This is a genomic window from Pantoea sp. UBA6567 (genome assembly GCF_002434165.1).
In the GTDB taxonomy this organism is placed as follows: Bacteria; Pseudomonadota; Gammaproteobacteria; order Enterobacterales; family Enterobacteriaceae; genus Pantoea; species Pantoea eucrina.
Window position 1 is genome coordinate 970945 of sequence record NZ_DJJN01000006.1, and the last position, 23257, is coordinate 994201.

23 protein-coding genes are annotated in these 23257 nt (G+C 57.4%); 9 read left to right on the top strand and 14 right to left on the bottom strand.

The annotated features are described in order from the left end of the window. Positions 1 to 103: 103 nt before the first annotated feature. Positions 104 to 1429, bottom strand: a complete 1326-nt coding sequence (mepM, locus tag B4M48_RS10635) for a murein DD-endopeptidase MepM (RefSeq protein ID WP_288656643.1) — start codon at positions 1427 to 1429, stop codon at positions 104 to 106. 14 nt (positions 1430 to 1443) lie between these two features. Then, positions 1444 to 2403 (bottom strand): zinc ABC transporter substrate-binding protein ZnuA, encoded by a 960-nt coding sequence (gene znuA, locus B4M48_RS10640; protein WP_288656645.1) that lies wholly within the window; start codon positions 2401 to 2403, stop codon positions 1444 to 1446. 77 nt (positions 2404 to 2480) lie between these two features. On the opposite strand from znuA, the gene znuC reads away from it, so the two are divergent. Together znuC and znuB are read left to right on the top strand one after the other, a co-directional pair. Then, positions 2481 to 3236: a zinc ABC transporter ATP-binding protein ZnuC gene (gene znuC, locus B4M48_RS10645; RefSeq protein ID WP_288656647.1), complete on the top strand. Its 756-nt coding sequence runs from the start codon at positions 2481 to 2483 to the stop codon at positions 3234 to 3236. Continuing rightward, positions 3233 to 4018, top strand: coding sequence for a zinc ABC transporter permease subunit ZnuB (znuB, locus tag B4M48_RS10650; RefSeq protein WP_071668887.1), 786 nt, complete (start codon positions 3233 to 3235; stop codon positions 4016 to 4018). The genes znuC and znuB overlap by 4 nt, the downstream gene beginning before the upstream one ends. 68 nt (positions 4019 to 4086) lie before the next feature. Here the strand turns inward: znuB and ruvB are convergent, their stop codons facing one another. The 6 genes from ruvB to aspS all read right to left on the bottom strand — a co-directional run bounded on the left by ruvB (position 4087) and on the right by aspS (position 9646). Continuing rightward, a complete protein-coding gene (ruvB, locus tag B4M48_RS10655) occupies positions 4087 to 5091 on the bottom strand; it encodes a Holliday junction branch migration DNA helicase RuvB (protein ID WP_071668888.1) in 1005 nt (334 codons plus the stop codon). Between the two features lie 8 nt (positions 5092 to 5099). Further along, a complete protein-coding gene (ruvA, locus tag B4M48_RS10660) occupies positions 5100 to 5714 on the bottom strand; it encodes a Holliday junction branch migration protein RuvA (RefSeq protein WP_071668889.1) in 615 nt (204 codons plus the stop codon). A gap of 141 nt (positions 5715 to 5855) precedes the next feature. Then, complete coding sequence (gene ruvC / locus B4M48_RS10665) at positions 5856 to 6383, bottom strand: crossover junction endodeoxyribonuclease RuvC (RefSeq protein WP_039384890.1); 528 nt, start codon at positions 6381 to 6383, stop codon at positions 5856 to 5858. Between the two features lie 36 nt (positions 6384 to 6419). Then, complete coding sequence (locus B4M48_RS10670; protein ID WP_039384891.1) at positions 6420 to 7163, bottom strand: YebC/PmpR family DNA-binding transcriptional regulator; 744 nt, start codon at positions 7161 to 7163, stop codon at positions 6420 to 6422. Between the two features lie 270 nt (positions 7164 to 7433). After that, complete coding sequence (gene nudB, locus B4M48_RS10675) at positions 7434 to 7865, bottom strand: dihydroneopterin triphosphate diphosphatase (RefSeq protein WP_039384893.1); 432 nt, start codon at positions 7863 to 7865, stop codon at positions 7434 to 7436. Continuing rightward, the gene (aspS, locus tag B4M48_RS10680) at positions 7865 to 9646 is read right to left on the bottom strand and encodes an aspartate--tRNA ligase (protein ID WP_288656650.1); all 1782 of its coding nucleotides are present in this window, start codon (positions 9644 to 9646) and stop codon (positions 7865 to 7867) included. Before aspS ends, nudB begins: the two co-directional genes overlap by 1 nt. Before the next feature lie 201 nt (positions 9647 to 9847). On the opposite strand from aspS, the gene B4M48_RS10685 reads away from it, so the two are divergent. The 3 genes from B4M48_RS10685 (at position 9848) to cmoB (ending at position 12440) form a co-directional block, all read left to right on the top strand. Continuing rightward, positions 9848 to 10669 carry a DUF72 domain-containing protein gene (locus B4M48_RS10685; protein WP_071668892.1) on the top strand — a complete coding sequence of 274 codons (822 nt, stop codon included), beginning with the start codon at positions 9848 to 9850 and terminating at the stop codon, positions 10667 to 10669. A gap of 77 nt (positions 10670 to 10746) precedes the next feature. Beyond that, positions 10747 to 11475 carry a carboxy-S-adenosyl-L-methionine synthase CmoA gene (gene cmoA, locus B4M48_RS10690; RefSeq protein ID WP_039385978.1) on the top strand — a complete coding sequence of 243 codons (729 nt, stop codon included), beginning with the start codon at positions 10747 to 10749 and terminating at the stop codon, positions 11473 to 11475. Then, positions 11472 to 12440, top strand: a complete 969-nt coding sequence (gene cmoB, locus B4M48_RS10695; protein ID WP_039384896.1) for a tRNA 5-methoxyuridine(34)/uridine 5-oxyacetic acid(34) synthase CmoB — start codon at positions 11472 to 11474, stop codon at positions 12438 to 12440. The genes cmoA and cmoB overlap by 4 nt, the downstream gene beginning before the upstream one ends. A gap of 45 nt (positions 12441 to 12485) precedes the next feature. Here the strand turns inward: cmoB and B4M48_RS10700 are convergent, their stop codons facing one another. Together B4M48_RS10700 and cutC are read right to left on the bottom strand one after the other, a co-directional pair. Beyond that, on the bottom strand, positions 12486 to 13334 hold the full coding sequence (locus B4M48_RS10700; RefSeq protein ID WP_039384901.1) for a hypothetical protein: 849 nt from the start codon (positions 13332 to 13334) through the stop codon (positions 12486 to 12488). Positions 13335 to 13602: 268 nt separating this feature from the next. Next, positions 13603 to 14355 (bottom strand): copper homeostasis protein CutC, encoded by a 753-nt coding sequence (gene cutC, locus B4M48_RS10705; RefSeq protein ID WP_039384902.1) that lies wholly within the window; start codon positions 14353 to 14355, stop codon positions 13603 to 13605. A gap of 85 nt (positions 14356 to 14440) precedes the next feature. Between cutC and B4M48_RS10710 the strand changes: the two genes are divergently transcribed. Beyond that, positions 14441 to 15580: a MalY/PatB family protein gene (locus tag B4M48_RS10710; protein WP_288656653.1), complete on the top strand. Its 1140-nt coding sequence runs from the start codon at positions 14441 to 14443 to the stop codon at positions 15578 to 15580. On the opposite strand, the gene B4M48_RS10715 is transcribed toward B4M48_RS10710, so the two are convergent. Beyond that, the gene (locus B4M48_RS10715) at positions 15577 to 16137 is read right to left on the bottom strand and encodes a VOC family protein (protein ID WP_288656656.1); all 561 of its coding nucleotides are present in this window, start codon (positions 16135 to 16137) and stop codon (positions 15577 to 15579) included. The two genes, B4M48_RS10710 and B4M48_RS10715, sit on opposite strands and share 4 nt — an antisense overlap. A gap of 310 nt (positions 16138 to 16447) precedes the next feature. Here B4M48_RS10715 and B4M48_RS10720 point away from each other — a divergent pair, with 310 nt between their 5' ends. Continuing rightward, positions 16448 to 16570: a hypothetical protein gene (locus B4M48_RS10720; protein ID WP_256390561.1), complete on the top strand. Its 123-nt coding sequence runs from the start codon at positions 16448 to 16450 to the stop codon at positions 16568 to 16570. A gap of 174 nt (positions 16571 to 16744) precedes the next feature. Then, positions 16745 to 18475 carry an arginine--tRNA ligase gene (gene argS / locus B4M48_RS10725; protein ID WP_039384909.1) on the top strand — a complete coding sequence of 577 codons (1731 nt, stop codon included), beginning with the start codon at positions 16745 to 16747 and terminating at the stop codon, positions 18473 to 18475. Positions 18476 to 18520: 45 nt separating this feature from the next. Here the strand turns inward: argS and flhE are convergent, their stop codons facing one another. From flhE to flhB, 3 genes are read right to left on the bottom strand one after another with little or no spacing between them, the layout of a single operon-like run. Next, a complete protein-coding gene (gene flhE / locus B4M48_RS10730) occupies positions 18521 to 18922 on the bottom strand; it encodes a flagellar protein FlhE (protein ID WP_071668897.1) in 402 nt (133 codons plus the stop codon). Then, entirely contained in the window at positions 18922 to 21009 is a 2088-nt protein-coding gene (gene flhA, locus B4M48_RS10735; RefSeq protein ID WP_039384912.1) for a flagellar biosynthesis protein FlhA, read from the bottom strand. Before flhA ends, flhE begins: the two co-directional genes overlap by 1 nt. Then, the gene (gene flhB, locus B4M48_RS10740; RefSeq protein ID WP_039384913.1) at positions 21002 to 22156 is read right to left on the bottom strand and encodes a flagellar biosynthesis protein FlhB; all 1155 of its coding nucleotides are present in this window, start codon (positions 22154 to 22156) and stop codon (positions 21002 to 21004) included. The genes flhA and flhB overlap by 8 nt, the downstream gene beginning before the upstream one ends. Positions 22157 to 22750: 594 nt before the next feature. Here flhB and B4M48_RS10745 point away from each other — a divergent pair. After that, positions 22751 to 23239, top strand: coding sequence for a hypothetical protein (locus B4M48_RS10745; protein WP_039385979.1), 489 nt, complete (start codon positions 22751 to 22753; stop codon positions 23237 to 23239). Positions 23240 to 23257: the final 18 nt, after the last annotated feature.

Here is a 23257-nt window from a genome sequence, read left to right on the forward strand (position 1 = left end):
GCTCAATAATAGTGACGGCAGCTATTTTTGCAATCTTCACGCGCCTGAAAGCAAAAAACCGACGAATTAATCGTCGGTTTTACGTTTATTCGCCGCCGGACTTTTACAGCGCCAGCTGCGGCAGCCAGGTTTTAACCTGTGCAAGGTAGGTACTGCGATCTTTCCCGGTCAGCCCTTCCATACGCGGCATTTTCGCCGTCAGCGGGTTAACAGCCTGATTATTAATCCACACCTCGTAATGCAGGTGAGGACCGGTTGAGCGCCCGGTATTACCCGAGAGCGCGATGCGATCGCCGCGTTTAACTTTCTGCCCCGGCTTTACCAGCGCACGGCTCAGGTGCATATAGCGCGTCATATACTGACGCCCGTGACGAATCGCCACGTAGTTGCCCGCAGCTCCGCCATTTTTAGCCACCACCACTTCGCCATCACCGACGGCCAGCACCGGCGTCCCCACCGGCAGCGCAAAGTCGACGCCTTTATGCGGTGAGATGCGCCCGGTTACCGGGTTGAGGCGGCGCGGGTTAAAGTTTGAAGAGACGCGATACTGCTTAACCGTTGGAAAGCGCATAAAGCCCCGCGCCAGACCCGAACCGCTGCGATCGTAGAACTTGCCATCTTCCGCGCGGAAGGCGTAGTAATCTTTGCCGCCGCTGCGCACGCGCACGCCCAGCAGCTGGCTCTGGGCACTTTTGCCATCCAGCATCTCGCGCGACATCAGCACGCTGAACTCATCGCCCGAACGCAGTTTGCGAAAATCCATCTGCCACTGCATCGCTTTAATGACGTTGCTGGTTTCAGCGCTGCTCAGACCGGCACGCTGCGCACTGGCAGCAAAGCTGCCGCGCACTTCCCCTTTCAGCACGCTGTTTTGCCATTCGCCTTTTTGCATCTCCTGCTGCATGCTGAAGCTGCCATTTGGCTGACGCGCATAGGTACGGGTTTCACGGCGGTTGATTTCCCAGCTAAACGCCTGCAGCTGCCCTTCTGCATCCAGCGTCCAGCTCAGCTGCTGGCCCACCTGCAGATTGCGCAGCGCTTTATCACTGGCGACCAGCGCATTGATGTCGCTGAGATCGATGCCATACTGATTCAGCGCGCTGCTTAATGTATCGCCAGATGAAATGGTGTAGTCATGCTGATCGGGATTGTCAGGCACATCTTTGTCGATATCGTCCGCCGGCAAATCCTCTTCAGGTTCGGCCGTGGTTTGATCGATAGGCTCGCTGGCTTCCGGCAGCAGAGTGCGCAATGCGTTTTTATCCAGCGCAATCTCTTTGACAATCGGCGCAACGTCATGGGGATGATAGATATACGGCCGCCAGACAGCGACGGCCAGTGTGACAACGGTTAATGACCCCAGCATAACGCGGTGGGGGCGCGGCAAATTATTAAATGCGAGGGCGACAGAGCGGGCTATCTGCTGCACTTTTATCTTTTCCTCTATGCTCCATTCAGGCAGCTCGCATACTGGCTCGACAGCTGTGAGAGGAATTTCACATAACTGTCTTTGGTTAAGCTGATCCCCATGCCTAATGGATCCAGCGTGCCTTTGCGTACGCTGGTGCCACGTGACACGGCATCGATGACCGCCGGCCTGAATTGTGGCTCAGCAAAAACGCATACGGCTTTTTGCTCAACCAACTGTGTTCGTATTTGATGTAAACGCTGAGCGCCAGGCTGGATTTCAGGATTGACGGTAAAATGCCCCGCGGGGGACAAACCGTAGTGTTTCTCAAAATAGCTATACGCGTCGTGAAAAACGAAATAACCCTTGTTCCGCACCGGCGCAAGCTGCGCGCCAATGTGTTTGTCCGTCTCGGCCAGTGCTGCTTCAAACTGCTGCAGATTGGCGTCAAGTTTGGCTTTGCTTTCGGGCATAAGTTCCAATAATTTTCCGTGGATTGCAACAGCGGATTCTTGTGCAATCTTCGGTGACATCCACAGGTGCATGTTATATTCACCATGATGATGGTGAGTATGAGATGAGTCCTGATCTTCGGACTTATCTGAGGCGTGCCCTTCTTCGTGCCCATCCTCATCTTCTCCGCCCCGAATCAGCTGAGATTTCACCGCCGGCAGCGCGGCGATTTCCAGGTTCCTGCTGGCGGGCAGAGCGGCGGCAGGTTTGGTCAGGAAAGCCTCCATTTCAGGCCCGACCCAGATGACTAAGTCCGCGTTTTTAATGCGTTTTACATCAGAAGGACGGAGTGCGTAATCGTGTTCCGAGGCGCCATCCGGCAGCAATACTTCAACCGGCGTAATGCCTTCTGAGATCGCAGCTGCGATAAATCCTAACGGTTTGATTGACGTGACGACCGCTGAGTGGGCCGGAAGCGCAAGCGCGGCTAAAATGGCAGTGGCAGAAAGGCTAAAAAACAGGCGCTGCTTATTGTGTAACATAATGCGTCATTCCATCGTGACTGAGTGATGGAATGTGATATTATAACATTCTAATTTCAATGCAACCCGTAAATTATATGTCTTCACTTGTTACACTTGATGATATTTCAGTGACCTTTGCTCAGCGCCGTGTGCTGGCAGGTATCTCGCTGACGCTTCAGCCTGGTAAAATTCTGACCCTGCTGGGCCCTAACGGCGCCGGCAAGTCAACGCTGGTGCGAACGGTTTTAGGTCTGCTGACGCCGGACCGCGGCAGCGTACAGCGCGCGCCGGGTCTGCGTATTGGCTACGTGCCGCAAAAGTTGCATATCGATCCCACGCTGCCGGTTACCGTAGAACGTTTTATGCGTCTGACAGGCGGCAGCAGGCGTGCCGATATCCTGCCGGCGCTGAAGCGCGTACAGGCCGGGCATCTGCTGCAGGCGCCGCTGCAGAAACTCTCCGGTGGTGAAACGCAGCGCGTATTGCTGGCGCGCGCCCTGCTGAACCAGCCGCAGCTGCTGGTGCTGGATGAACCGACCCAGGGCGTTGATGTAAACGGTCAGGTGGCGCTTTACGATTTAATCGATCAGCTGCGACGCGAACTTAACTGCGGCGTGCTGATGGTCTCACACGATCTGCATCTGGTGATGGCGAAAACCGACGAAGTGCTGTGCCTTAACCACCATATTTGCTGTTCCGGTACGCCGGAAGCGGTGTCGCAGCATCCTGAGTTTATCGCCATGTTTGGTCCGCGCGGCGCACAGCAGCTGGCCATTTACCGGCATCAGCATAACCATCGTCACGACCTACAGGGACGTATCGTTTTACGCAAAGGAGACAGCCCGTCATGATTGAATTATTACTTCCCGGCTGGCTCGGCGGCGCGCTGCTGGCGCTGGCGGCCGGACCGCTCGGCTCATTTGTGGTCTGGCGCCGTATGTCCTACTTTGGCGATACCCTGGCGCACGCCTCGCTGCTGGGGGTGGCTTTTGGCCTGCTGCTGAACGTTAACCCTTACTACGCGGTTATCCTGGTGACAATCTGTCTGGCGCTCGGCCTGGTATGGCTGGAACGTCGCCCGCATCTGGCCATTGATACGCTGTTAGGGATTATGGCGCACAGCGCGCTTTCACTTGGTCTGGTGGTGGTCAGCCTGATGCAGGGAGTCCGCGTTGATCTTATGGCCTACCTGTTTGGTGACCTGCTGGCGATTACGCCAGACGATCTCTGGCTGATGGGCGGCGGCGTTGCCATTGTACTGGTGGTAATGGCGTGGCAGTGGCGCGCCCTGCTCTCTATGACCATCAGTCCGGAGCTGGCGCAGGTTGACGGCGTGAATATTCAGCGTACCCGGCTGATGCTGATGCTGGTGACCGCCCTGACGATCGGCGTCGCAATGAAGTTTGTCGGCGCGCTGATTATTACCTCACTGCTGATTATCCCTGCCGCAACGGCGCGCCGCTTTTCGCGCTCTCCGGAACAGATGGCGGGCTATGCAACGCTCGCCGGACTGATCGCCGTGACCGGTGGCCTGACGTTCTCCGCCACCTATGATACCCCTGCCGGACCTTCTGTGGTGCTCTGCGCCGCCGTGCTGTTTATACTCAGCATGATAAAAAAACCGGCTGTCTGAGTTATCCGTTCAGCCATGCAAAACGGGCACCTGAGGTGCCCGTTTTTTGTCTGCCTGCGTGCTGCACCCTACTCTTCGCGCACGATATCAAAGTGCCGGTAAGCGTGCTGCGTTGCCATACGGCCGCGCGGCGTACGCTGAATAAATCCCTGCTGGATCAGGAAAGGCTCTATGACATCCTCGATCGTTTCGCGCTCTTCGCCTATTGCTGCCGCCAGGTTATCCAGCCCTACCGGGCCACCCATAAACTTATCGATAATCGCCAGTAGCAGCTTGCGGTCCATGTAATCAAAACCCTGCGTATCGACATTCAGCATGTCCAGCGCGCTGGCCGCCACGTCACCGCTCATGTTGCCTGCGGCACGGACATCGGCAAAATCACGCACGCGGCGCAGCAGACGATTGGCGATACGCGGGGTACCACGTGCGCGACGGGCCACTTCCAGCGCGCCCTCTTCACTCAGCGTCAGGCCGAGACAGGCCGCGCTGCGGCTGACAATGTGCTGCAGATCCGGCACGTTATAGAACTCAAGCCGCTGGACAATGCCGAAACGATCGCGCAGCGGGGAGGTCAGCGACCCGGCGCGCGTCGTCGCGCCAATCAGGGTAAACGGCGGCAGATCGAGCTTGATTGAGCGGGCGGCCGGCCCCTCACCGATCATGATATCCAGCTGATAATCTTCCATTGCCGGATAGAGCACCTCTTCCACTACCGGGGAGAGACGGTGGATCTCATCAATAAACAGGACGTCGTGCGGTTCGAGATTGGTGAGCATCGCCGCCAGATCGCCCGCTTTCTCCAGCACCGGCCCTGACGTCGTGCGCAGATTAACGCCCATCTCATTCGCCACGATATTCGCCAGCGTGGTTTTTCCCAGCCCCGGCGGGCCGAAAATCAGCAGATGGTCAAGTGCATCGCCGCGCAGCTTCGCCGCCTGGATAAAAATCTCCATCTGTTCGCGCACCTGCGGCTGACCGACATACTCCGCGAGCAGCTTCGGGCGAATAGCACGATCCTGGCTCTCTTCTTCATTATATGAACTGCCCGAGACCAGGCGATCGGCTTCAATCATGTGTTACCTCAGATAGCTGCACGCAGCGCTTCGCGGATCAGGGTTTCGCAGTCTGCGTCAGGTTTGCCCACTTTGCTGATCATGCGGCTGGCTTCCTGCGGTTTATATCCCAGTGCCACCAGTGCAGCCGCCGCTTCTGCTTCAGCGTCGTTGCTCTCCGGCGCGGCCGCTGGGGTAGTCAGCGTAAAGGCTGAGTCGCCGCCAAAGAGGTCGCCATGCATGCCTTTAAAGCGATCTTTCATCTCAACCACCAGGCGCTCAGCAGTTTTTTTGCCGACACCCGGCAGCTTCACCAGCGAGGCGACCTCTTCACGCTCAACAGCGGTCACAAACTGCTGCGCTGACATGCCCGATAGGATCGCCAGCGCCAGCTTGGGGCCAACGCCGTTGACTTTGATCAGCTCGCGAAAGAGCGCGCGCTCCTGTTTGCTGTTGAAACCAAACAGCAGCTGGGCATCTTCACGCACCACGAAATGGGTGAAAATGACCGCCTCCTGGGCGATCTCCGGCAGCTCGTAGAAGCAGGTCATTGGCATATGCACTTCATAACCGACGCCGTGCGCTTCAAGCAGCACCAGCGGCGGCTGTTTTTCCAGAATGTTGCCTCGTAAACGACCAATCACCTGAGCAATTCCTTAATCTGTGAGTAAGCGGTGCAGGGTATTCCCTGTGACCAGCGCAGCCGCTGGCGGTGTGATAGCGGCTATGTATAACATAAAAAAGGCTGGATGCATATCCAGCCTGTTAGCGCGTCTGATGGCAGCTTAACCCGAGCGCAGCCGCCCGCGCGTCATCACCAGTTTGCTGTCGCTCATGCGCGCCGCATTCTGGCTAACGTGGCAGTGGGTGATGGCGATAGCCAGCGCATCTGCCGCATCCGCCTGCGGGTTGGCCGGCAGTTTCAGCAGCGTGCGGACCATATGCTGCACCTGGCTCTTCTCCGCCCCGCCGGTTCCGGTAACCGTCTGTTTAACCTGCCGCGCCGCATATTCAAACACCGGCAAATCGGCATTGACCGCGGCCACAATCGCTGCGCCGCGAGCCTGGCCAAGTTTCAGTGCCGAATCCGCATTTTTCGCCATAAACACCTGCTCAATCGCAAAGTAGTCAGGCGAAAACTGCGTGATGATTTCGCAGACGCCGGCATAAATCAGCTTCAGGCGTCCCGGTAAATCGGTCACGTTGGTGCGGATACAGCCGCTGCCCAGGTAGCTCAGCTGACGGCCGGTCTGACGGATAACGCCGTAGCCGGTAATGCGCGAGCCGGGGTCAATCCCGAGAATAATCGCCACAGCACGCCTCCGGTTGCCGGAAAAATAACCACGCCATTACAGCGTTTCCGCCACCTCGTCAGAGATCTCACCGTTGTGATAAACCTCCTGCACGTCGTCGCAATCTTCCAGCATATCGATCAGCCGCAGCAGTTTTGGTGCCGTTTCTGCATCCAGTTCCGCTTTGGTTGACGGGATCATGGAGACTTCAGCGCTGTCAGCTTTCAGACCGCCCGCTTCCAGCGTATCACGCACGTTGCCCAGCTCTTCCCACGCTGTGAAGACATCGATGGCACCGTCATCATAGCTCACCACATCTTCCGCACCCGCTTCCAGTGCTGCTTCCATCACCGCATCTTCATCCTGACCCGGAGCAAAGGAGATCACTCCTTTTTTGCTGAAGAGATAGGAGACAGAGCCGTCAGTGCCCAGATTACCGCCGGTTTTGGTGAAGGCGTGGCGCACTTCTCCGACGGTACGGTTACGGTTGTCACTCAGGCATTCGATCATTACCGCAGAGCCGCCCGGACCGTAGCCTTCATAAATGATGGTTTCCATATTGGAATCATCTTCGCCGCCGACGCCGCGTGCAATGGCGCGGTTCATGGTGTCGCGCGTCATGTTATTTGAGAGCGCTTTATCCATCGCTGCGCGCAGACGCGGGTTAGAACCTGCATCGCCGCCGCCCAGCTTCGCGGCAGTGACCAGCTCGCGAATGATTTTAGTAAAGATCTTGCCGCGCTTGGCGTCCTGCGCCGCCTTACGATGTTTTGTGTTCGCCCATTTACTGTGACCAGCCATCTTACATTTTCTCCGATCTTTTACAGGGTGCAGGCTATCTTGCCTGCGCTCTTATCCCCGGCAGCATCCACGCCATCCGCACGCAGAGATCTGCGCGGCGGTGGTGGCGCTGACGATGAACAATTGCGCTGCGCCGATAACGCCTGACTGCTCAATGTTAGCGGTGCGGTTTAATAAAACAGCACACGATAGTTGGACGAAGGGAATACGCTTCGTCGAATGTGTGGAATTTACCCTGGTTGCCACCGGAAAACACGCGGCGGCGCTCGCTCAGATAAACTCTTCAATCGCCTGGCGATTGCTCCAGGATTTGGTTAACGCCGCAGCCTCTTCAGCGATCAGCCAGCGGGCAGCCAGGTGCTCACTCAGCAGCGGCATCCGTTCAGCCGGCAGCGCCAGCCGGAACCAGTGCTCGCGATTGTGCGTTATGCCTGGCGCATAGCGGTGACGAAAATGAGGGAAGATCTCAAATTCAATCTGCCGCTGGCAATCTTCAAGCTGCAGCCCTTCGCCACAGATATCGATCGCCAGCTCTTCCGCCACTTCGCGTGCTGCAGCCTGAGCCGGCGTTTCACCCGGCTCCAGACTGCCGGTGACCGACTGCCAGAAGCCGTGATCATCGCGCCGCTGCAGCATCAACACCCGGCCGGTATCTCGCGCAAAGATCACCACCAGCACCGATACCGGATGTTTAAAGCCCATTACTGCTGCTCTGGCTTTTCTTTCTTCGCGACAATCTGAATGCCCAGATCGCTCAGCGCAGCTGGATTTGCCAGGCTTGGTGCTTCCGTCATCATACAGGCTGCCGCCGTGGTTTTCGGGAAAGCGATCACGTCACGAATATTATCGGTGCCGGTGAGCAGCATAGTCAGACGATCAAGGCCAAACGCCAGACCGGCGTGCGGCGGCGTACCATATTTGAGCGCGTTCAGCAGGAAGCCAAACTTCTCCTGCTGTTCTTCAGCCGTAATGCCGAGAATGCTGAACACGGTCTGCTGCATCGTCCCGTTGTGGATACGCACAGAGCCGCCGCCCACTTCGTAGCCGTTGATCACCATATCGTAGGCATTAGCCACTGCCTGCGTCGGCTCGGCTGCCAGCTGCTCCGCCGTAAGCGACTTAGGTGAGGTAAACGGATGGTGCATCGCTGCCAGACCGCCTTCGTCATCCTCTTCAAACATCGGAAAGTCGATGACCCAGAGCGGTGCCCAGGCTTTCTCGTCGGTGATCTTCAGGTCGCGGCCAGCTTTCAGGCGCAGTGCACCCAGCGCATCCGCCACAACTTTAGCGCGATCGGCGCCAAAGAAGATCAGATCGCCATCCTGCGCGCCGGTGCGATCCAGAATCGCTTCCACGATCTCAGGCGTCAGGAATTTAGCCACCGGACTCTGCACGCCTTCAGCGCCACTGGCGCGGGCGTTGATTTTCATCCATGCCAGGCCACGTGCACCATAAATCTCAACAAACTTCGTATATTCATCAATCTGCTTACGCGTCAGCGTCGCACCGCCCGGCACGCGCAGCGCAGCAACCCGTCCTTTGGCGTCGTTCGCCGGACCAGAGAACACCTTAAACTCTACGTCTTTCAGCAGATCGGCAACGTCCACCAGTTCCATCGGATTACGCAGATCGGGTTTATCAGAGCCGTAGCGGTTCATCGCTTCTGCAAACGTCATCAGCGGGAAATCACCCAGATCAATGCCTTTGATCTCAAGCCAGAGCTCGCGGATCAGGCGCTCCATCTTCTCCCGCACCTCTTCCGCGCTCATAAAGGAGGTTTCAACGTCGATTTGCGTAAATTCAGGCTGGCGATCGGCCCGCAGATCTTCATCACGGAAGCATTTTACAATCTGATAGTAGCGATCGAAGCCGGACATCATCAGCAGCTGCTTAAACAGCTGTGGCGACTGCGGCAGCGCATAGAACTTGCCTTTATGCACGCGGCTTGGCACCAGATAGTCGCGCGCGCCTTCCGGCGTTGCTTTGGTCAGCATCGGCGTTTCAATATCCAGGAAACCTTCACTGTCCATAAAGCGGCGAACAAAGCTGGTAATTCTGGCGCGCGTTTTCAGGCGCTGTGCCATCTCCGGGCGACGCAGATCGAGGTAACGATAGGTCAGACGCGCTTCTTCGCTATTGACCTGGTTGGAGTCCAGCGGCAGCGGCTCCGCGCGATTAATGATGGTCAGCGCGTGGGCAAACACTTCGATATCGCCGGTCGCCATATCGCTGTTGCGGTTTTTCTCTTCACGCGCGCGCACCGTACCGGTGATCTGGATGCAGAATTCGTTGCGCAGCTCAGACGCCAGCTGGAAAGCCTCCTGATAATCGGCATCAAAAAACACCTGAGCGATCCCTTCGCGGTCACGCATATCGATAAAAATCAGGCTGCCGAGATCGCGACGGCGATTAACCCAGCCGCAGAGAGTAACTTGCTGACCCACATGAGACAGGTTGAGCTGTCCGCAATATTCTGTACGCATAACGTATCCTTTTAACTTCGCCGCTGCTGCCAGGCAGCATCAGGGCGCGTAACCTCTGAAGATGCTGCCGCAAAAAAGGCAGCTATTATAATGGAAAAAGCCAGGCAGGATAAGTAGAGCTGCTGCAAAGCAGCTAATTCATCGGCATTTATGCGTTATCTTCTGCCCGCTTTCTCTTACAACCGGCATCCGGAGTCCGTTTTGACGCTTCGTATTGGTCTACCACAATGGCATCACCCGCAGTGGAAACAGTTTGGTCTGCACACGCTGGAGGATTATGCGCGTCTGTTTAGCTGCGTAGAAGGGAATACAACGCTGTATGCGCTGCCAAAACCTGAGGTGGTGCAGCGCTGGCGCGACATGACGCATGACGATTTCCGCTTCTGCTTTAAATTTCCCGCAACCATCTCTCATCAGGCTGCTCTGCGTAATTGTGATGATTTAGTCAGCGATTTTTTTCGCCTGCTGGATCCGCTCAGCACGCGCCTGGGGCAATACTGGCTGCAGCTGCCCGCCAGTTTTTCACCGGCACAGCTTGACGATCTGTGGCGCTTTCTGGATAGCCTGCCGCGCAGCTTCAGCTATGGCGTTGAAGTGCGTCATCAGGCATTTTTTGCCCGTGGCGAGGCGGAGCGCCAGCTAAACCGTGGCCTGCACGCGCGCGGCGTTAACCGGGTGGTACTCGACAGCCGGCCGGTGCACGCTTCTGCCTCACAATCGGCTGCCGCTATCGACGCGCGGGCGAAAAAACCGCGCGTGCCGCCACATGCGGTGCGCACCGGCACTCAGCCGATGGTCCGGTTTATCGGCAGCGATAGCGTGGCAGAGAGCGAAGCCCTCTTTCCGCCGTGGCGCAGCAAGCTGGCAGCGTGGCAGACAGAGAGCGATCCGCTGCTGTTTATTCATACGCCGGATATGGGAGAGGTGTTTCCGCTGGTGCAGGCGCTCTGGCCACAGCTGCAGGCGCTGGAACCCGGCCTGCGCGACCTGCCAGCGTGGCCGCAGCAGAGCGCGCTGTTCTGAGCAGGGAAACGGGTGCAGCAGAGGCGACTTTCTGCCAGAATAGCGCCCTTTCCGTTTTTCTCTTCGGATTTTCCATTATGTCTGACCGCGATACGCTATTTTCCGCACCTATCGATAAGCTGGGTGACTGGACCTTTGACGAGCGCGTGGCTGAAGTCTTCCCCGATATGATTCAGCGCTCGGTGCCCGGCTACTCCAACATCATTTCAATGATTGGTATGCTGGCAGAACGCTTTGTACAGCCCGACAGCCAGGTGTATGACCTCGGGTGTTCACTGGGGGCCGCCACTCTTTCGGTGCGCCGTAACATCCGCGTACCCGGCTGCCAGATTATTGCCGTGGATAATTCGCCGGCGATGGTTGAGCGCTGCCGCCGCCATATCGACGCCTTTCGTGCCGATACGCCGGTACAAGTGCTGGAGGCCGATATCCGCGATATCGAAATTGAGAACGCTTCGCTGGTGGTGCTCAACTTTACGCTGCAGTTTCTGGCGCCTGACGCCCGCATTGCGCTGCTGGAAAAAATTGCCCGCGGCCTGAATCCCGGCGGCGCCCTGGTGCTGTCAGAAAAGTTCAGCTTTGAAGATGCTGAGGTGGGCGAACTGCTGTTTAACATGCATCACGATTTCAAGCGTGCCAACGGCTACAGCGAACTGGAGATTAGCCAGAAGCGCAGCATGCTGGAGAATGTCATGCTGACCGACAGCGTGGAAACGCACAAAGCCCGCCTTAAAGCGGCGGGCTTTGCTCATGCAGAACTCTGGTTCCAGTGCTTCAACTTTGGTTCACTGGTGGCGCTGAAATGATCGACTTTGGCCGTTTTTATCAGCAAATCGCCACCGGCCCGCTGGCGAGCTGGCTGGAAGTTCTGCCGGCGCAAATCGCGGCCTGGCAGCGTGACAATCTGCACGGACATTTTCGCAACTGGGAAAAAGCGGTGGAGTATCTGCCGCTGCTGACGCCGCAAACGCTGGATCTGGTGCACAGCGTCAGCGCGCAGCGTGACGATCTGACCGATCGCCAGCGCGCCGGTATTGAAAAGCTGCTGCGTAATCTGATGCCGTGGCGTAAAGGCCCCTATGCGCTTTACGGTACGGAGATCGACACGGAATGGCGCTCTGACTGGAAATGGGATCGGGTGTTACCCCATATCTCTCCGCTCGCCGGGCGGACGATTCTGGACGTTGGCTGCGGCAGCGGCTATCACATGTGGCGTATGCTGGGCGCTGGCGCGCAGATGGTGGTGGGCATCGACCCGATGCAGCTGTTTCTCTGCCAGTTCGAAGCGGTACGTAAGCTGCTGGGTGACGATCGCCGCGCGCATCTGCTGCCGCTCGGCATTGAACAGCTGCCCGCGCTGCAGGCGTTTGATACCGTATTCTCAATGGGCGTGCTCTACCACCGCCGTTCACCGCTCGATCATCTGCTGCAGCTGAAAAATCAGCTGGTGAGCGAGGGTGAGCTGGTGCTGGAAACGCTGGTGATTGAGGGCGATGAACATGCCGTCCTGGTACCGGGTGAGCGCTATGCGCAGATGCGCAACGTCTACTTTATTCCGTCAGCGGCAGCGCTGAAAGGCTGGCTGGAGAAGTGCGGTTTTGTTGATGTACGCATTGCCGACTATGCGGTCACGTCCGTGGAAGAGCAGCGTCGCACCAGCTGGATGACCAGCGAGTCGCTGGCAGAGTTTCTCGATCCGGCCGATAGCAGCAAAACGGTTGAGGGTTACCCCGCGCCGCTGCGCGCCGTACTGGTTGCCCGCAAGCCCTGAAAATACGCGCCGCGACGGCATCGCGGCGCGTCAGGTATTATCCTGCTACTGCTCATCTGCTGACCGATCCCAGTACTGATATTTATAGGCGGAAGTAAGATGACGCTCGATAGTGCCTTTGGCAAACACCTCTTTTTCGTGCAGAAAACTCAGCGTACAGTTGCCGGCTTCATCCCAGAGCTGACAGGTGTCCGTAGAGTGCAGCGTGCTGACCGGCGTGGTCGCCAGCCCGCTTAATCCCAGCTCGCGCCACTGCTTATCATAACGCCAGATCTCCCGGCTGCGCGCGCTTTGCGTCTCAACCACCCGATCCTGCGCATTCCAGCGCCAGCGGTTTTCACCGTTATTCTGTTTATCGCTGCCGCGCGTGACGCTCTTCTGCACCCGTAATCGCGGGTCGTAATGATAGGCGATCGCTGCAGAACCCTCACTGCCCATATTCACGAATTTATCGGTGGCGCTGATGATGTTTCCCTGCGGCCCTTTGCGCCAGCTCAGCGTACCCTGTCGCTGATCCACCACTTCTTCACGCCCCGACTTAATCGCGGTAACCCGCCAGGCGTACTCCGCTACCCAGCCGCGCTGTACGCGGGCAATATGCTGCTCCATGCTCAGCACAATATTCCCTTCGCGCTTATCGTAGCTGATATCAGCCACCATCAGGTCGCCGCAGCGGTCAAACTGGCCCAGCACGCGTTTCTGGGAGTCAACGTCTTTACCAAACTCCCCGGCAATAACCTGCCGCACCGCGCCTTTTGCCGCGCCGCCCAGCAGGATCCAGAGATTGCTGCTGCTGATGTTATGGCTGAGCGGCGGACAGGGAGCGGTGGCCGCCTGCGTCGGGCAGGCAGCTAAATATGTCAGCAACAGCGTTGCACAAAGGTGGCATTTCATAGGGTTATCCGCATGGAGCCATCTGTTAAGCAAAGCACCTTTTCCGGCAAATCGCTATGCAGATGGCGGGCGGAGAAGAAAATTATGCCGGGTATAGCGAATATACAAGGGGCTGAATCAACCGCAGAACAGGCTATGTTTGCCGGCAGCCGGCTCACCTGCGCGTTTTTAACGGCATAAAAAAAACCCCAGCAAATGACTGGGGCGTGGTACTTGCAAACATCACGTCAGGGTTGGTGGCGTGCTGTGCGGCAAAATCGATAGCGGATCAGGCGACCCGGTTAACGTTCATCTGCATCATACTTTTCATGGCTTCTATTACGTCACCATCAACGCAGGAACGGCTGAATTCATCGGTTTCTGCTTCGGCGCACATCGAAACACCCGCTTTGCGATAGCGCATAGGGGAAGCGATGGCGCGACTGGCTGAGCTGTGGACCTCCTGCAAGCCGCAATCCAGAAACTTCTGCAGATTGCTCAGGCGTACACCAGCACCGGCCATAATGATTGGACCCGTGCTTAATTGATTAAGTTCCCTGAGTAGTGCAATTCCTGTTTCTGCACTCTGCTGCTGGCCTGACGTCAGAATGCGCGCGACACCCAGATCGGTCAGCACCTCCAGCGCCCGCCTGGGGCTGTGGCACAGATCAAACGCCCGGTGAAAGGTCACGGCCAGGCCATCGCACAGTTGCATAATCTGCTGCATACGCGGCACATCGATATGCGCATCTTCATCCAGAACGCCCACGACGATGCCGGGAAAGCCCCATTCGCGTATCTGCGCGATATCCGATTTCATGATGTCAAACTCCAGACGGGAGTAGCAAAAATCGCCGCCGCGCGGCCGGATGATGGGATGCACCGGAATAGTCAGCTCGCGCAGCGCGGCCTGCAGCATGCCCGCTGATGGCGTCAGCCCGCCCTCGCGCGGGGCGCTGCAAAGCTCTACGCGATCGGCACCGGCGCGCTGGGCGGTCACTGCGCAATCAATGCCGTAGCAACAAATTTCCAGTTTCGTCATCGGTTTCTCCTTATCACGACTGCTGGCTCAGAGGGGGTAGCTTCGGTTAGTCTGTTACTCACTCATTTTACGTGGAAAGCGCACTATGGTATTCGATTTTGATCAACGGATAGACCGCGGTCACAGTGATAGTCTTAAATGGCACAAATATCGTGACCGTGATGTGCTGCCACTCTGGATTGCAGATACCGATTTTCGCTCGCCACCCTGTATTATTGAGGCCATTCAAAAACGAGTCGCACACGGCGTATTTGGTTACGGTGTCACGCCTGCCGGACTGACAGAGATTATCGTGCAGCGCATGGCGGAGCGTTATGACTGGATTATCAGGCCGGAATGGATAGTGATATTGCCGGGTGTGGTAAGCGGACTTAACATTGCCGTGCGTGCTTTTACCGCAGCCGGAGAACGTACCGTGGCGCCTGCGCCCATCTATCCGCCGTTTCGCGGCGCTTCCCGGCTGGCCGATCGCGCGCAGCTCAGTCTGCCGCTGCAGCGGACAGAAGATCGCTGGGTCATGGACATAGATCGGGCGGAGATGACGGGCAACGAGCGACTGCTGATGCTGTGCAACCCGCAAAACCCCGGCGGCACGGTATACCGGCGCGATGAACTCTCCCGCCAGCTCGCATTTGCGCAACGCCACGATCTTATCGTCTGTTCAGATGAGATCCATGCCGATCTGGTGCTTACGCCGGGCGTGCAGCACACGCCGTTTGCCGCGCTGAGTGAGGATGCCGCACAGCGCAGCATAACGCTTATCTCTCCCTCTAAAAGTTTCAATATCGCCGGGCTGGGCGCCTCTATGGCCATTATTCCCGATGATACGTTGCGCCGGCGCTTTAAGCAGGTGCGTGAGGGGATCGTGCCGGGCGTGGATATTCTGGCGCTGGTTGCCGCCGAGGCGGCGTGGCGCGAGGGTGATGCGTGGCTGCAGGCGCAAATTGCCTATCTGCGCGCAAACCGCGACTGGCTGGCGAGCCGCATTGATGCACTGCCCGGCCTCGATATGGTCGTGCCGGACGCGACCTATCTCGGCTGGATTGACGCCAGCGGCCTGCAGAGTGAAAACCCGGCGCGCTATTTTGAGCAGTACGGGCTCGGCTTCTCGCCCGGAGGCGATTTTGGCGATGACCGCTTTGTCCGCTTCAATTTTGGCTGTACGCGCGCCACCCTGCAGGAAGCGGCAGCGCGTCTGGAGCAGGCGGCGGAAGCCCGGCGTTAATCGCGCTCGCTGGCGACAATTTCCTCAAGTCGCCAGGGGTGAAACTTGATCGTGGTTTCACCATCGGTGACGGCCAGCACAGGATTAGGCAGGCGTTCATTTTCGCCCTGCGGCGCGCTGGTTTTAAAAGAGATGCCGGGCTGCGTCAACGCCGTATCAGAGAGCAGCGCCATAGCGCGCATGCCCAGCGTTTCCGGCTCACCGCGCAGGACGATTTCAATATGTTCCCAGCCCTCGTGCCGGTAAAGCTTCGCGCCCGGCCAGGGCAACTCGATGACATCAACCTGCTGCCCTGCCAGCGTAACCGGCTGCCGGAGTTTAAACAGACAGATCGGTCGACCGTTAATCATCGCTTCTGAAAAGAGCTTACCAATCTGCAAAAAGCCGCGCTTCCAGCGTTCGGCGGTAGCAAACTGGTGACAGCGCACGGCCAGATGATCAATCTCATGTGCCTGCGGTGAAAGTCCGAGTCGCGCAGCAAAAGCCTGCAGCGCCTGCTCAAAACGGCAAAAATCTTCTGTTAAATCGTCTAACTCCGGGGGAAAATCCAGCTTCATTGCCTGAAACCTCAACGTCTGTTCAGTGAAATTAATCATTAAAATCAATATGCCAGCTTTTTCAGCCAGACAAAACCTTCGGATTCATCCGATTTAGTCAATAAAAACCGCCAAAACCAGATAAAAACAGGCTTACATTCAGATTATTCGCCTAATCAGGGCCAGGCTTAACTTTATAAAAACAAGCTAAGCTTATGATTATATTGACGAATCTTTACACAATGAGATAACTCTTATTTGGCCGCCAATTAATTGCAGATAACCCCCCTTTCTTATAAATTTGAGTTTCTACCTCACAAGGAACGGCTCTATGTCTATGCTCATTGTTGTCGCGGCTCTCATTGCCTTAACGGGATTCGCCATTTCCCGCCACTGGAAAGTGCGTGAAGACAAAAGCGTCAAAAACCCTCGTCGTCACCCGCGCCGCCGTTAATCGGCGCGCGGTTTTGCCGTCAGCTTACCGGTCCGGGCCGACTGCTGTTGCTGACGCATCCTAACATTTCACGTATACTTCCCCTCTCTTTTTTTCCGTCCCGACACAAGCGCGGGATGATGGTATCGGCTCGTCCTCTGCTGACGGGCCTTTTCAGCATATGAAGGTAACGCGGTGAATATTCAGGCTCTTCTTTCCGATAAAGTCAGTCAGGCGATGCGTGCAGCGGGTGCGCCCGACGATTGCGAACCGCTGGTTCGTCAGTCAGCTAAAGTCCAGTTTGGTGATTATCAGGCGAACGGCATCATGGGCGCGGCAAAACGGCTGGGCCAGGCACCGCGTCAGCTGGCTGAACAGGTGGTGAAGCATCTGGATCTGACCGGCATTGCCAGTCATACCGAGATTGCAGGGCCTGGCTTTATCAATATTTTCCTCGAGCGCCAGTGGCTGGCACAGCAGGCCGCGCAGGCGCTGCAGCAGCCCGATCTCGGCGTCAGCAAACCTGAACCGCAAACCATTGTTATCGACTACTCGGCACCTAACGTGGCGAAAGAGATGCACGTGGGCCACGTGCGCTCCACCATCATCGGCGATGCGGCAGTGCGGACGCTGGAGTTTCTGGGTCACAATGTGATCCGGGCTAACCACGTCGGCGACTGGGGTACGCAGTTTGGCATGCTTATCGCCTATCTGGAAAAGCAGCAGAATGAAGATCATGCTGATATTGCTCTCGCCGATCTGGAAGCATTTTATCGCGAAGCAAAGCGTACTTACGATGAAGATGAAGCGTTCGCCGCGCGCGCGCGCAGCTATGTCGTCAAGCTGCAGGGCGGCGATGAGTATTGTCGCGTCATGTGGAAAAAGCTGGTTGATATCACCATGAGTCAGAATCAGCTGGTCTATGACCGTCTGAATGTCACCCTGACGCGTAATGATGTCATGGGAGAGAGCCTCTACAACGATATGCTGCCAGGCATTGTCGCTGACCTGCGTGAAAAGGGTCTGGCGGTCACCAGCGAAGGCGCGACGGTGGTTTTCCTTGATGAGTATAAAAACAAGGAAGGCGAGCCGATGGGCGTTATCATCCAGAAAAAGGATGGCGGCTATCTCTATACCACTACCGATATCGCCTGCGCGAAATATCGCTATGAAACGCTGCACGCCGATCGCGTGCTCTACTATATCGACTCGCGCCAGCATCAGCACCTGCAGCAGGCATGGACCATCGTACGTAAAGCGGGCTACGTGCCAGCCTCCGTGCCGCTTGAGCACCACGCCTTCGGCATGATGCTGGGCAAAGATGGCCGTCCGTTTAAAACCCGCAGCGGCGGCACCATCAAGCTGGCGGATCTGCTGGATGAAGCCGTTGAACGTGCCCATACGCTGGTCAGCGCTAAAAATCCGGAGATGTCGCCGCAGGAACTGGCCGATCTGGCGGAAATTGTTGGCATCGGCGCGGTTAAATATGCCGATCTCTCCAAGAGCCGTACCACAGATTACATTTTCGACTGGGACAACATGCTGGCATTTGAGGGCAATACCGCGCCTTATATGCAGTATGCCTATACCCGCGTCCTGTCGGTGTTCCGTAAAGCGGGTCTGGATGCAGAGACCCTGAGCGGTGAGATTACGCTGACGGATGAGCGCGAAGCGCTGCTGGCCACGCGCCTGCTGCAGTTTGAAGAGGTGATCACGCAGGTTGCGCGTGATGGTACGCCGCATGTTATGTGTGCTTATCTGTATGACCTGGCCGGACTCTTCTCCGGCTTCTATGAGCACTGCCCGATTCTGGCGGCTGAAGAGGCGTCTGTACGCAACAGCCGCCTGCAGCTGGCGGCTCTCACCGCGAAGACCCTGAAACAGGGGCTGGATACGCTGGGGATTAAAACCGTCGAACGGATGTAATGACAGCAGCTGATAAAAAACCCGCCTTGTGCGGGTTTTTTGTTATTACCGATAGTTTACGGTCACTTCACTGCTGAGCACCCGCAGACCCGGCGGCAGCGCTCCCTGCCCCTGAAAGCCAAACGCCAGATAGAGCGGCTCTTCGGCCGGGATCAGCGCCAGACCGCGCGTGGATCCGCTGGCGCCATCCAGCTCCACGCAGCGCTGGCTGGCGCAGAGGCGCACCACCAGCCCGGATGGTGCCGGACGGCTAAGCTGATAGCGCCAGTTAACCACGGCGATGTTGCCGGGTGCCGCAGAAGGCGCCCTGAGCGCTGGCGATAACAGCCAGCTGCCGCGTGCCCCAAGTCCGGGACCGCTGACGCTGGCGCTCCACGCACCGGTAGCGGCTATGCCCGCCAGCGGTGTGAACAGCAGCAGCAACATTAACGGATAGCAGCGCCGCATTATTTGCCTCCAATCGTGGCGGTCATGCGGATCTGGCGATTGTCACTCAGCTCCAGATTGGAAAGTACCACCAGCTGCGGCAGGTTACGCCGCAGGAAGCGCGCCAGCAGCGCACGCAGCGGATGGTTCACCAGCAGGACCGGCGGCGCACCGCTCATCTCCTGCTGCTGCAGCGCCGCCTGTGCCTGCATCAGCAGACGATCGGCCAGCCCTGGCTCCAGGCCACCGCCGCCCTGCAGCGCCTGCAGCAGCAGACGCTCCAGCATGGCATCCAGGCCAATAACCTGCACCTCTCCGCTGCCCGGGAACCACTGCTGGGTGATCGCCCGCCCCAGCGCCACGCGTACTACGCTGGTCAGCTCCTGTGGGTCGCTCTGCACCGGCGCGTGCTCCGCCAGCGTTTCGATGATGGTGCGCATATCCCTGATTGATACCCGCTCGGTAAGCAGGTTCTGCAGCACTTTATGCAGCGTGGTCAGGCTGATTACCCCCGGCACCAGATCTTCCGTCAGCTTCGGCATCTCCTGAGTAACGCGATCCAGCAGCTGCTGCGCCTCCTGCCGGCCAAACAGCTCGCTGGCGTACTGTCCAATCAGGTGGTTGAGGTGCGTTGCCACCACGGTGCTTGCCTCGACCACGGTATAACCCTGAATCTGCGCCTGCTCTTTCAGGGCGCTGTCGATCCAGATCGCCGCCAGGCCAAACGCCGGATCAACGGTAGGCTCGCCCGGCAGGCTGCCGGCTGCGGTGCCGGGATTAATGGCCATCCAGCGGCCAGGGTAGGCGTCACCGCTGCCAATCTCCACGCCTTTCATCAGAATGCGATAGCGTGCGGGCGGCAGCTCCATGTTGTCGCGGATATGTACCACCGGCGGCAGAAAACCAACCTCCTGTGCCACTTTCTTACGGATGCTGCGGATACGGCCCAGCAGCTCGCCATTCTGGGTATGGTCAACCATCGGAATGAGGCGATAGCCCACTTCCATTCCCAGCGAATCCTCCAGCTGAACGTCGGTCCAGGAGGCCTCAACCGTGGCGGGCGTCTCCTGGGTTTTCATCAGGCTGGCTGATTCAGGCTGCTTCTTCGGCTGCATCTCACGGCCGCGCAGCCACCAGGCAAGCCCGAGCAGCGCGCCGGTAAACAGCAGAAAGACAAAGTTAGGCATGCCGGGCACCAGACCAAGCAGGCCGATTACCCCGGCGCTGAGCATCAGCACGCGTGGATTATTAAACAGCTGCCCGACCATCTGCTCACCGACATCCTGGTCAGTGGCGACGCGGGTGACGATGACGCCTGCTGCCGTGGAGATCACCAGCGCCGGGATCTGCGCCACCAGGCCATCACCGATAGTCAGCAGCGTATAGGTCTCACCGGCGTGGCCAACATCCATCCCATGCTGCACAACGCCCACCAGCAGGCCGCCGATGACGTTGATCACCATGATGAGAATACCGGCGACGGCATCCCCGCGCACAAACTTACTGGCACCATCCATTGAGCCGTAGAAATCGGCCTCCTGCGTCACTTCGGAACGGCGACGCTTGGCCTCATCTTCGCCAATCAGACCGGCGTTAAGATCGGCATCGATCGCCATCTGCTTGCCGGGCATTCCGTCCAGTACAAAGCGGGCGCCGACTTCCGCAATACGGCCAGCGCCTTTGGTGATGACCATGAAGTTGATGATCACCAGAATGATAAACACCACAATACCGATGGCAAAGTTACCACCGACCAGAAAGTGGCCAAACGCTTCCACGACGCGGCCCGCTGCGTCGGCCCCGGTATGCCCTTCCAGCAGAATGATACGGGTGGAGGCGACGTTCAGCGCCAGTCGTAATAGCGTTGAGAACAGCAGTATGGTGGGGAATGCCGCAAACTCCAGGGTGCGCTGGGTGAACATCGCCACCAGCAGCACCATGATCGATAGTGCGATATTAAAGGTAAACAGCAGATCGAGAATGAAGGCGGGCAGCGGCAGCACCATCATCGACAGGATCAACATTATCAGCACCGGTCCTGCCAGCACCTGCCATTGCGTCTCTTTAAAACTGCCCGGTAAACGCAGTTTTTCGGCCAGATTAGCCATCGTCTCTGTTCTCTCCTGCAAAGTCCATCTCTGCCGGGACCGGCAGATGCTTAGGTTTGGTCGGGATCAGGCCGCCTTCACGCTTCCAGCGCCGCAGCTGCCAGACCCAGGCCAGCACTTCCGCTACGGCAGCGTACAGCGCACCGGGGATAAACTGACCAATTTCAGTATGCCGATAGAGCGCTCGCGCCAGCGGCGGCGCTTCAAGGATCGGCACACGGTGCTCTTTTGCCACTTCACGGATGCGCAGCGCGATGTCACCTGCGCCTTTCGCCACCACTTTTGGCGCATTCATCTTGCCTTCCTGATACTGCAGCGCCACCGAGTAGTGCGTCGGGTTCGTCACAATCACGTCAGCTTTCGGTACATCAGCCATCATGCGGCGGCGGGCTGCCGCGCGCATCGCCTGACGGATCCGCCCCTTCACGTGCGGATCGCCCTCATTCTGTTTATGTTCGTCGCGGATCTCCTGACGCGTCATGCGCAGCTTTTTGAAATAGCTGTAGAGCTGCCAGAACACATCAAAACCGACCATCGGAAACAGACCCAGCATCACCAGCCCGCAGCTGGTGGCGACCATACTCAGGCCATGGTGCAGCGCGTTAACCGGCGATTCCGCGATCAGCCGCAGCATCTCCTGCCAGTGGCTCCAGAGATACCAGCCCGCTACCACCCCTACCAGCACCGCCTTGAGGATCGCCTTCACCAGTTCAGCCGCGCTCTGGCCGGAAAAGAGGCGTTTTATGCCTGGCAGCGGGTTGAGCTTCTTAAAATCGAGTTTGATCGACTTACCGCTGATATGAATGCCGCCCAGCGCCATCGGGGCCGCCATGGCAACAATTACCAGCCCGCCCATCAGCGGCAGCAGCGCCACCACTGCCTGCATGACCAGATTGCCGATATGCGCCACAATAATTTTGTCATCGTTCACCATACCGTGATCGAAGCGAAAACCGGTTGCCACCATACGGGCAAGCTGCGTGGCCATGTGGGAACCGCCAAGCCAGAGGATCATCAGCCCGGTCAGCAGCATCAGCACCGATGTCAGCTCGCGCGATCGCGGGATCTGCCCCTCTTCCCGCGCTTTCTCAAGTCGGTGGGGGGTGGGCGATTCTGTTTTGTCCTCGCTGCTACTCTCTTCAGACACAGCACACCTCAGCTGGCAGAAATTCTGAGTACAGGATGACAAACTTACCCGGGAGTGAAGCGCGGATTAAACGACGAAATAACCTGCTTATTGCGTCATAAGTAAAATCGTTGTCGTGCCCTGTCCGTTTTCTCAGCAGAAACAGCGCACAAAAGACGTGACGCGATCGGGGTTTTGGGGATCTGAACAGGCGCGGAAAATCTTAAAATGAGAATTTTCTGCAAAGAGATCACATTATTAATTTCACTGTAAAACATAAATTTTTATAATGTTTTATCCCGGACAGACGTTTGCCTGAAAAGATTCTTCGCTACCCGGCCTGCCCGATGCCGGGTGAACCGTAAAAGTCGCTTAACTGTTGCAGCCTTCTGCAGACCTCCTCTGCGGCTTCAGGCGTGATGTTATGGTGCTAACACGCAATTTACCGCGATGCAATAGTTTGAATTCTCAAAAGTCTTAGGTAGACTGAGACGCACGTTGTCCTGAAGAGATCTGGCTGTTTTTCGTGGTTTTTTCGCAACACACTATGTTCATACTCGCCGGGTACGCCCACTGTTACTCTGCAATTAATCTGATGGAATGATAAGGATGATGGTGAAAAAAACGCTTATGCTTACGCTGCTGGCGACCCTGACGCTGGCCGGGTGCAAAACCCCGCCGCCGGCAGTGACAGAGGATACGCTGGTAACCAGTACGGTTAACGGCGTTACCCTGACGCATCGTTATGCGGTTGCCGCACCGGCAGAGTTCACCCCCGTCAACGCATCCTGGCGCGCACTCTACGCCGCTTCCGTTATGACCACCCCTGACTACGGCGGTAAAGTCGTGCGCTACCTTGATAACGCCCAGCGCTTTGAAGTGCTTGGCCGGGTGGAGCATAACTGGCTGGCGATTGCTGAAGAGCCTGAAGGCCAGCTGATAGGCTATATCCCCCCTAAAGCGGCCGTTGAGACCAGCCGCTATGACGCCACGTTGCGCAGCGATCGCCCGAAACCGCGTCGCGCTAAACAGGTGTGCGTGGCAGTAGGCGGTGCCAGTAAGGCGTGCCGCACCACTGATACCGCGACCTGGATCCTGGATTGAGTCAACAATCTGGCGCAT

What these genes read in the sequence shown, in the direction of transcription:
- znuA (WP_288656645.1), bottom strand. Translation starts at nt 2,403, where the DNA reads ATGTTACACAATAAGCAGCGCCTGTTTTTTAGCCTTTCTGCCACTGCC.
- znuC (WP_288656647.1), top strand. Translation starts at nt 2,481, where the DNA reads ATGTCTTCACTTGTTACACTTGATGATATTTCAGTGACCTTTGCTCAG.
- znuB (WP_071668887.1), top strand. Translation starts at nt 3,233, where the DNA reads ATGATTGAATTATTACTTCCCGGCTGGCTCGGCGGCGCGCTGCTGGCG.
- ruvB (WP_071668888.1), bottom strand. Translation starts at nt 5,091, where the DNA reads ATGATTGAAGCCGATCGCCTGGTCTCGGGCAGTTCATATAATGAAGAA.
- B4M48_RS10670 (WP_039384891.1), bottom strand. Translation starts at nt 7,163, where the DNA reads ATGGCTGGTCACAGTAAATGGGCGAACACAAAACATCGTAAGGCGGCG.
- nudB (WP_039384893.1), bottom strand. Translation starts at nt 7,865, where the DNA reads ATGGGCTTTAAACATCCGGTATCGGTGCTGGTGGTGATCTTTGCGCGA.
- aspS (WP_288656650.1), bottom strand. Translation starts at nt 9,646, where the DNA reads ATGCGTACAGAATATTGCGGACAGCTCAACCTGTCTCATGTGGGTCAG.
- cmoA (WP_039385978.1), top strand. Translation starts at nt 10,747, where the DNA reads ATGTCTGACCGCGATACGCTATTTTCCGCACCTATCGATAAGCTGGGT.
- cmoB (WP_039384896.1), top strand. Translation starts at nt 11,472, where the DNA reads ATGATCGACTTTGGCCGTTTTTATCAGCAAATCGCCACCGGCCCGCTG.
- B4M48_RS10700 (WP_039384901.1), bottom strand. Translation starts at nt 13,334, where the DNA reads ATGAAATGCCACCTTTGTGCAACGCTGTTGCTGACATATTTAGCTGCC.
- cutC (WP_039384902.1), bottom strand. Translation starts at nt 14,355, where the DNA reads ATGACGAAACTGGAAATTTGTTGCTACGGCATTGATTGCGCAGTGACC.
- B4M48_RS10710 (WP_288656653.1), top strand. Translation starts at nt 14,441, where the DNA reads ATGGTATTCGATTTTGATCAACGGATAGACCGCGGTCACAGTGATAGT.
- B4M48_RS10715 (WP_288656656.1), bottom strand. Translation starts at nt 16,137, where the DNA reads ATGAAGCTGGATTTTCCCCCGGAGTTAGACGATTTAACAGAAGATTTT.
- B4M48_RS10720 (WP_256390561.1), top strand. Translation starts at nt 16,448, where the DNA reads ATGTCTATGCTCATTGTTGTCGCGGCTCTCATTGCCTTAACGGGATTC.
- flhE (WP_071668897.1), bottom strand. Translation starts at nt 18,922, where the DNA reads ATGCGGCGCTGCTATCCGTTAATGTTGCTGCTGCTGTTCACACCGCTG.
- flhA (WP_039384912.1), bottom strand. Translation starts at nt 21,009, where the DNA reads ATGGCTAATCTGGCCGAAAAACTGCGTTTACCGGGCAGTTTTAAAGAG.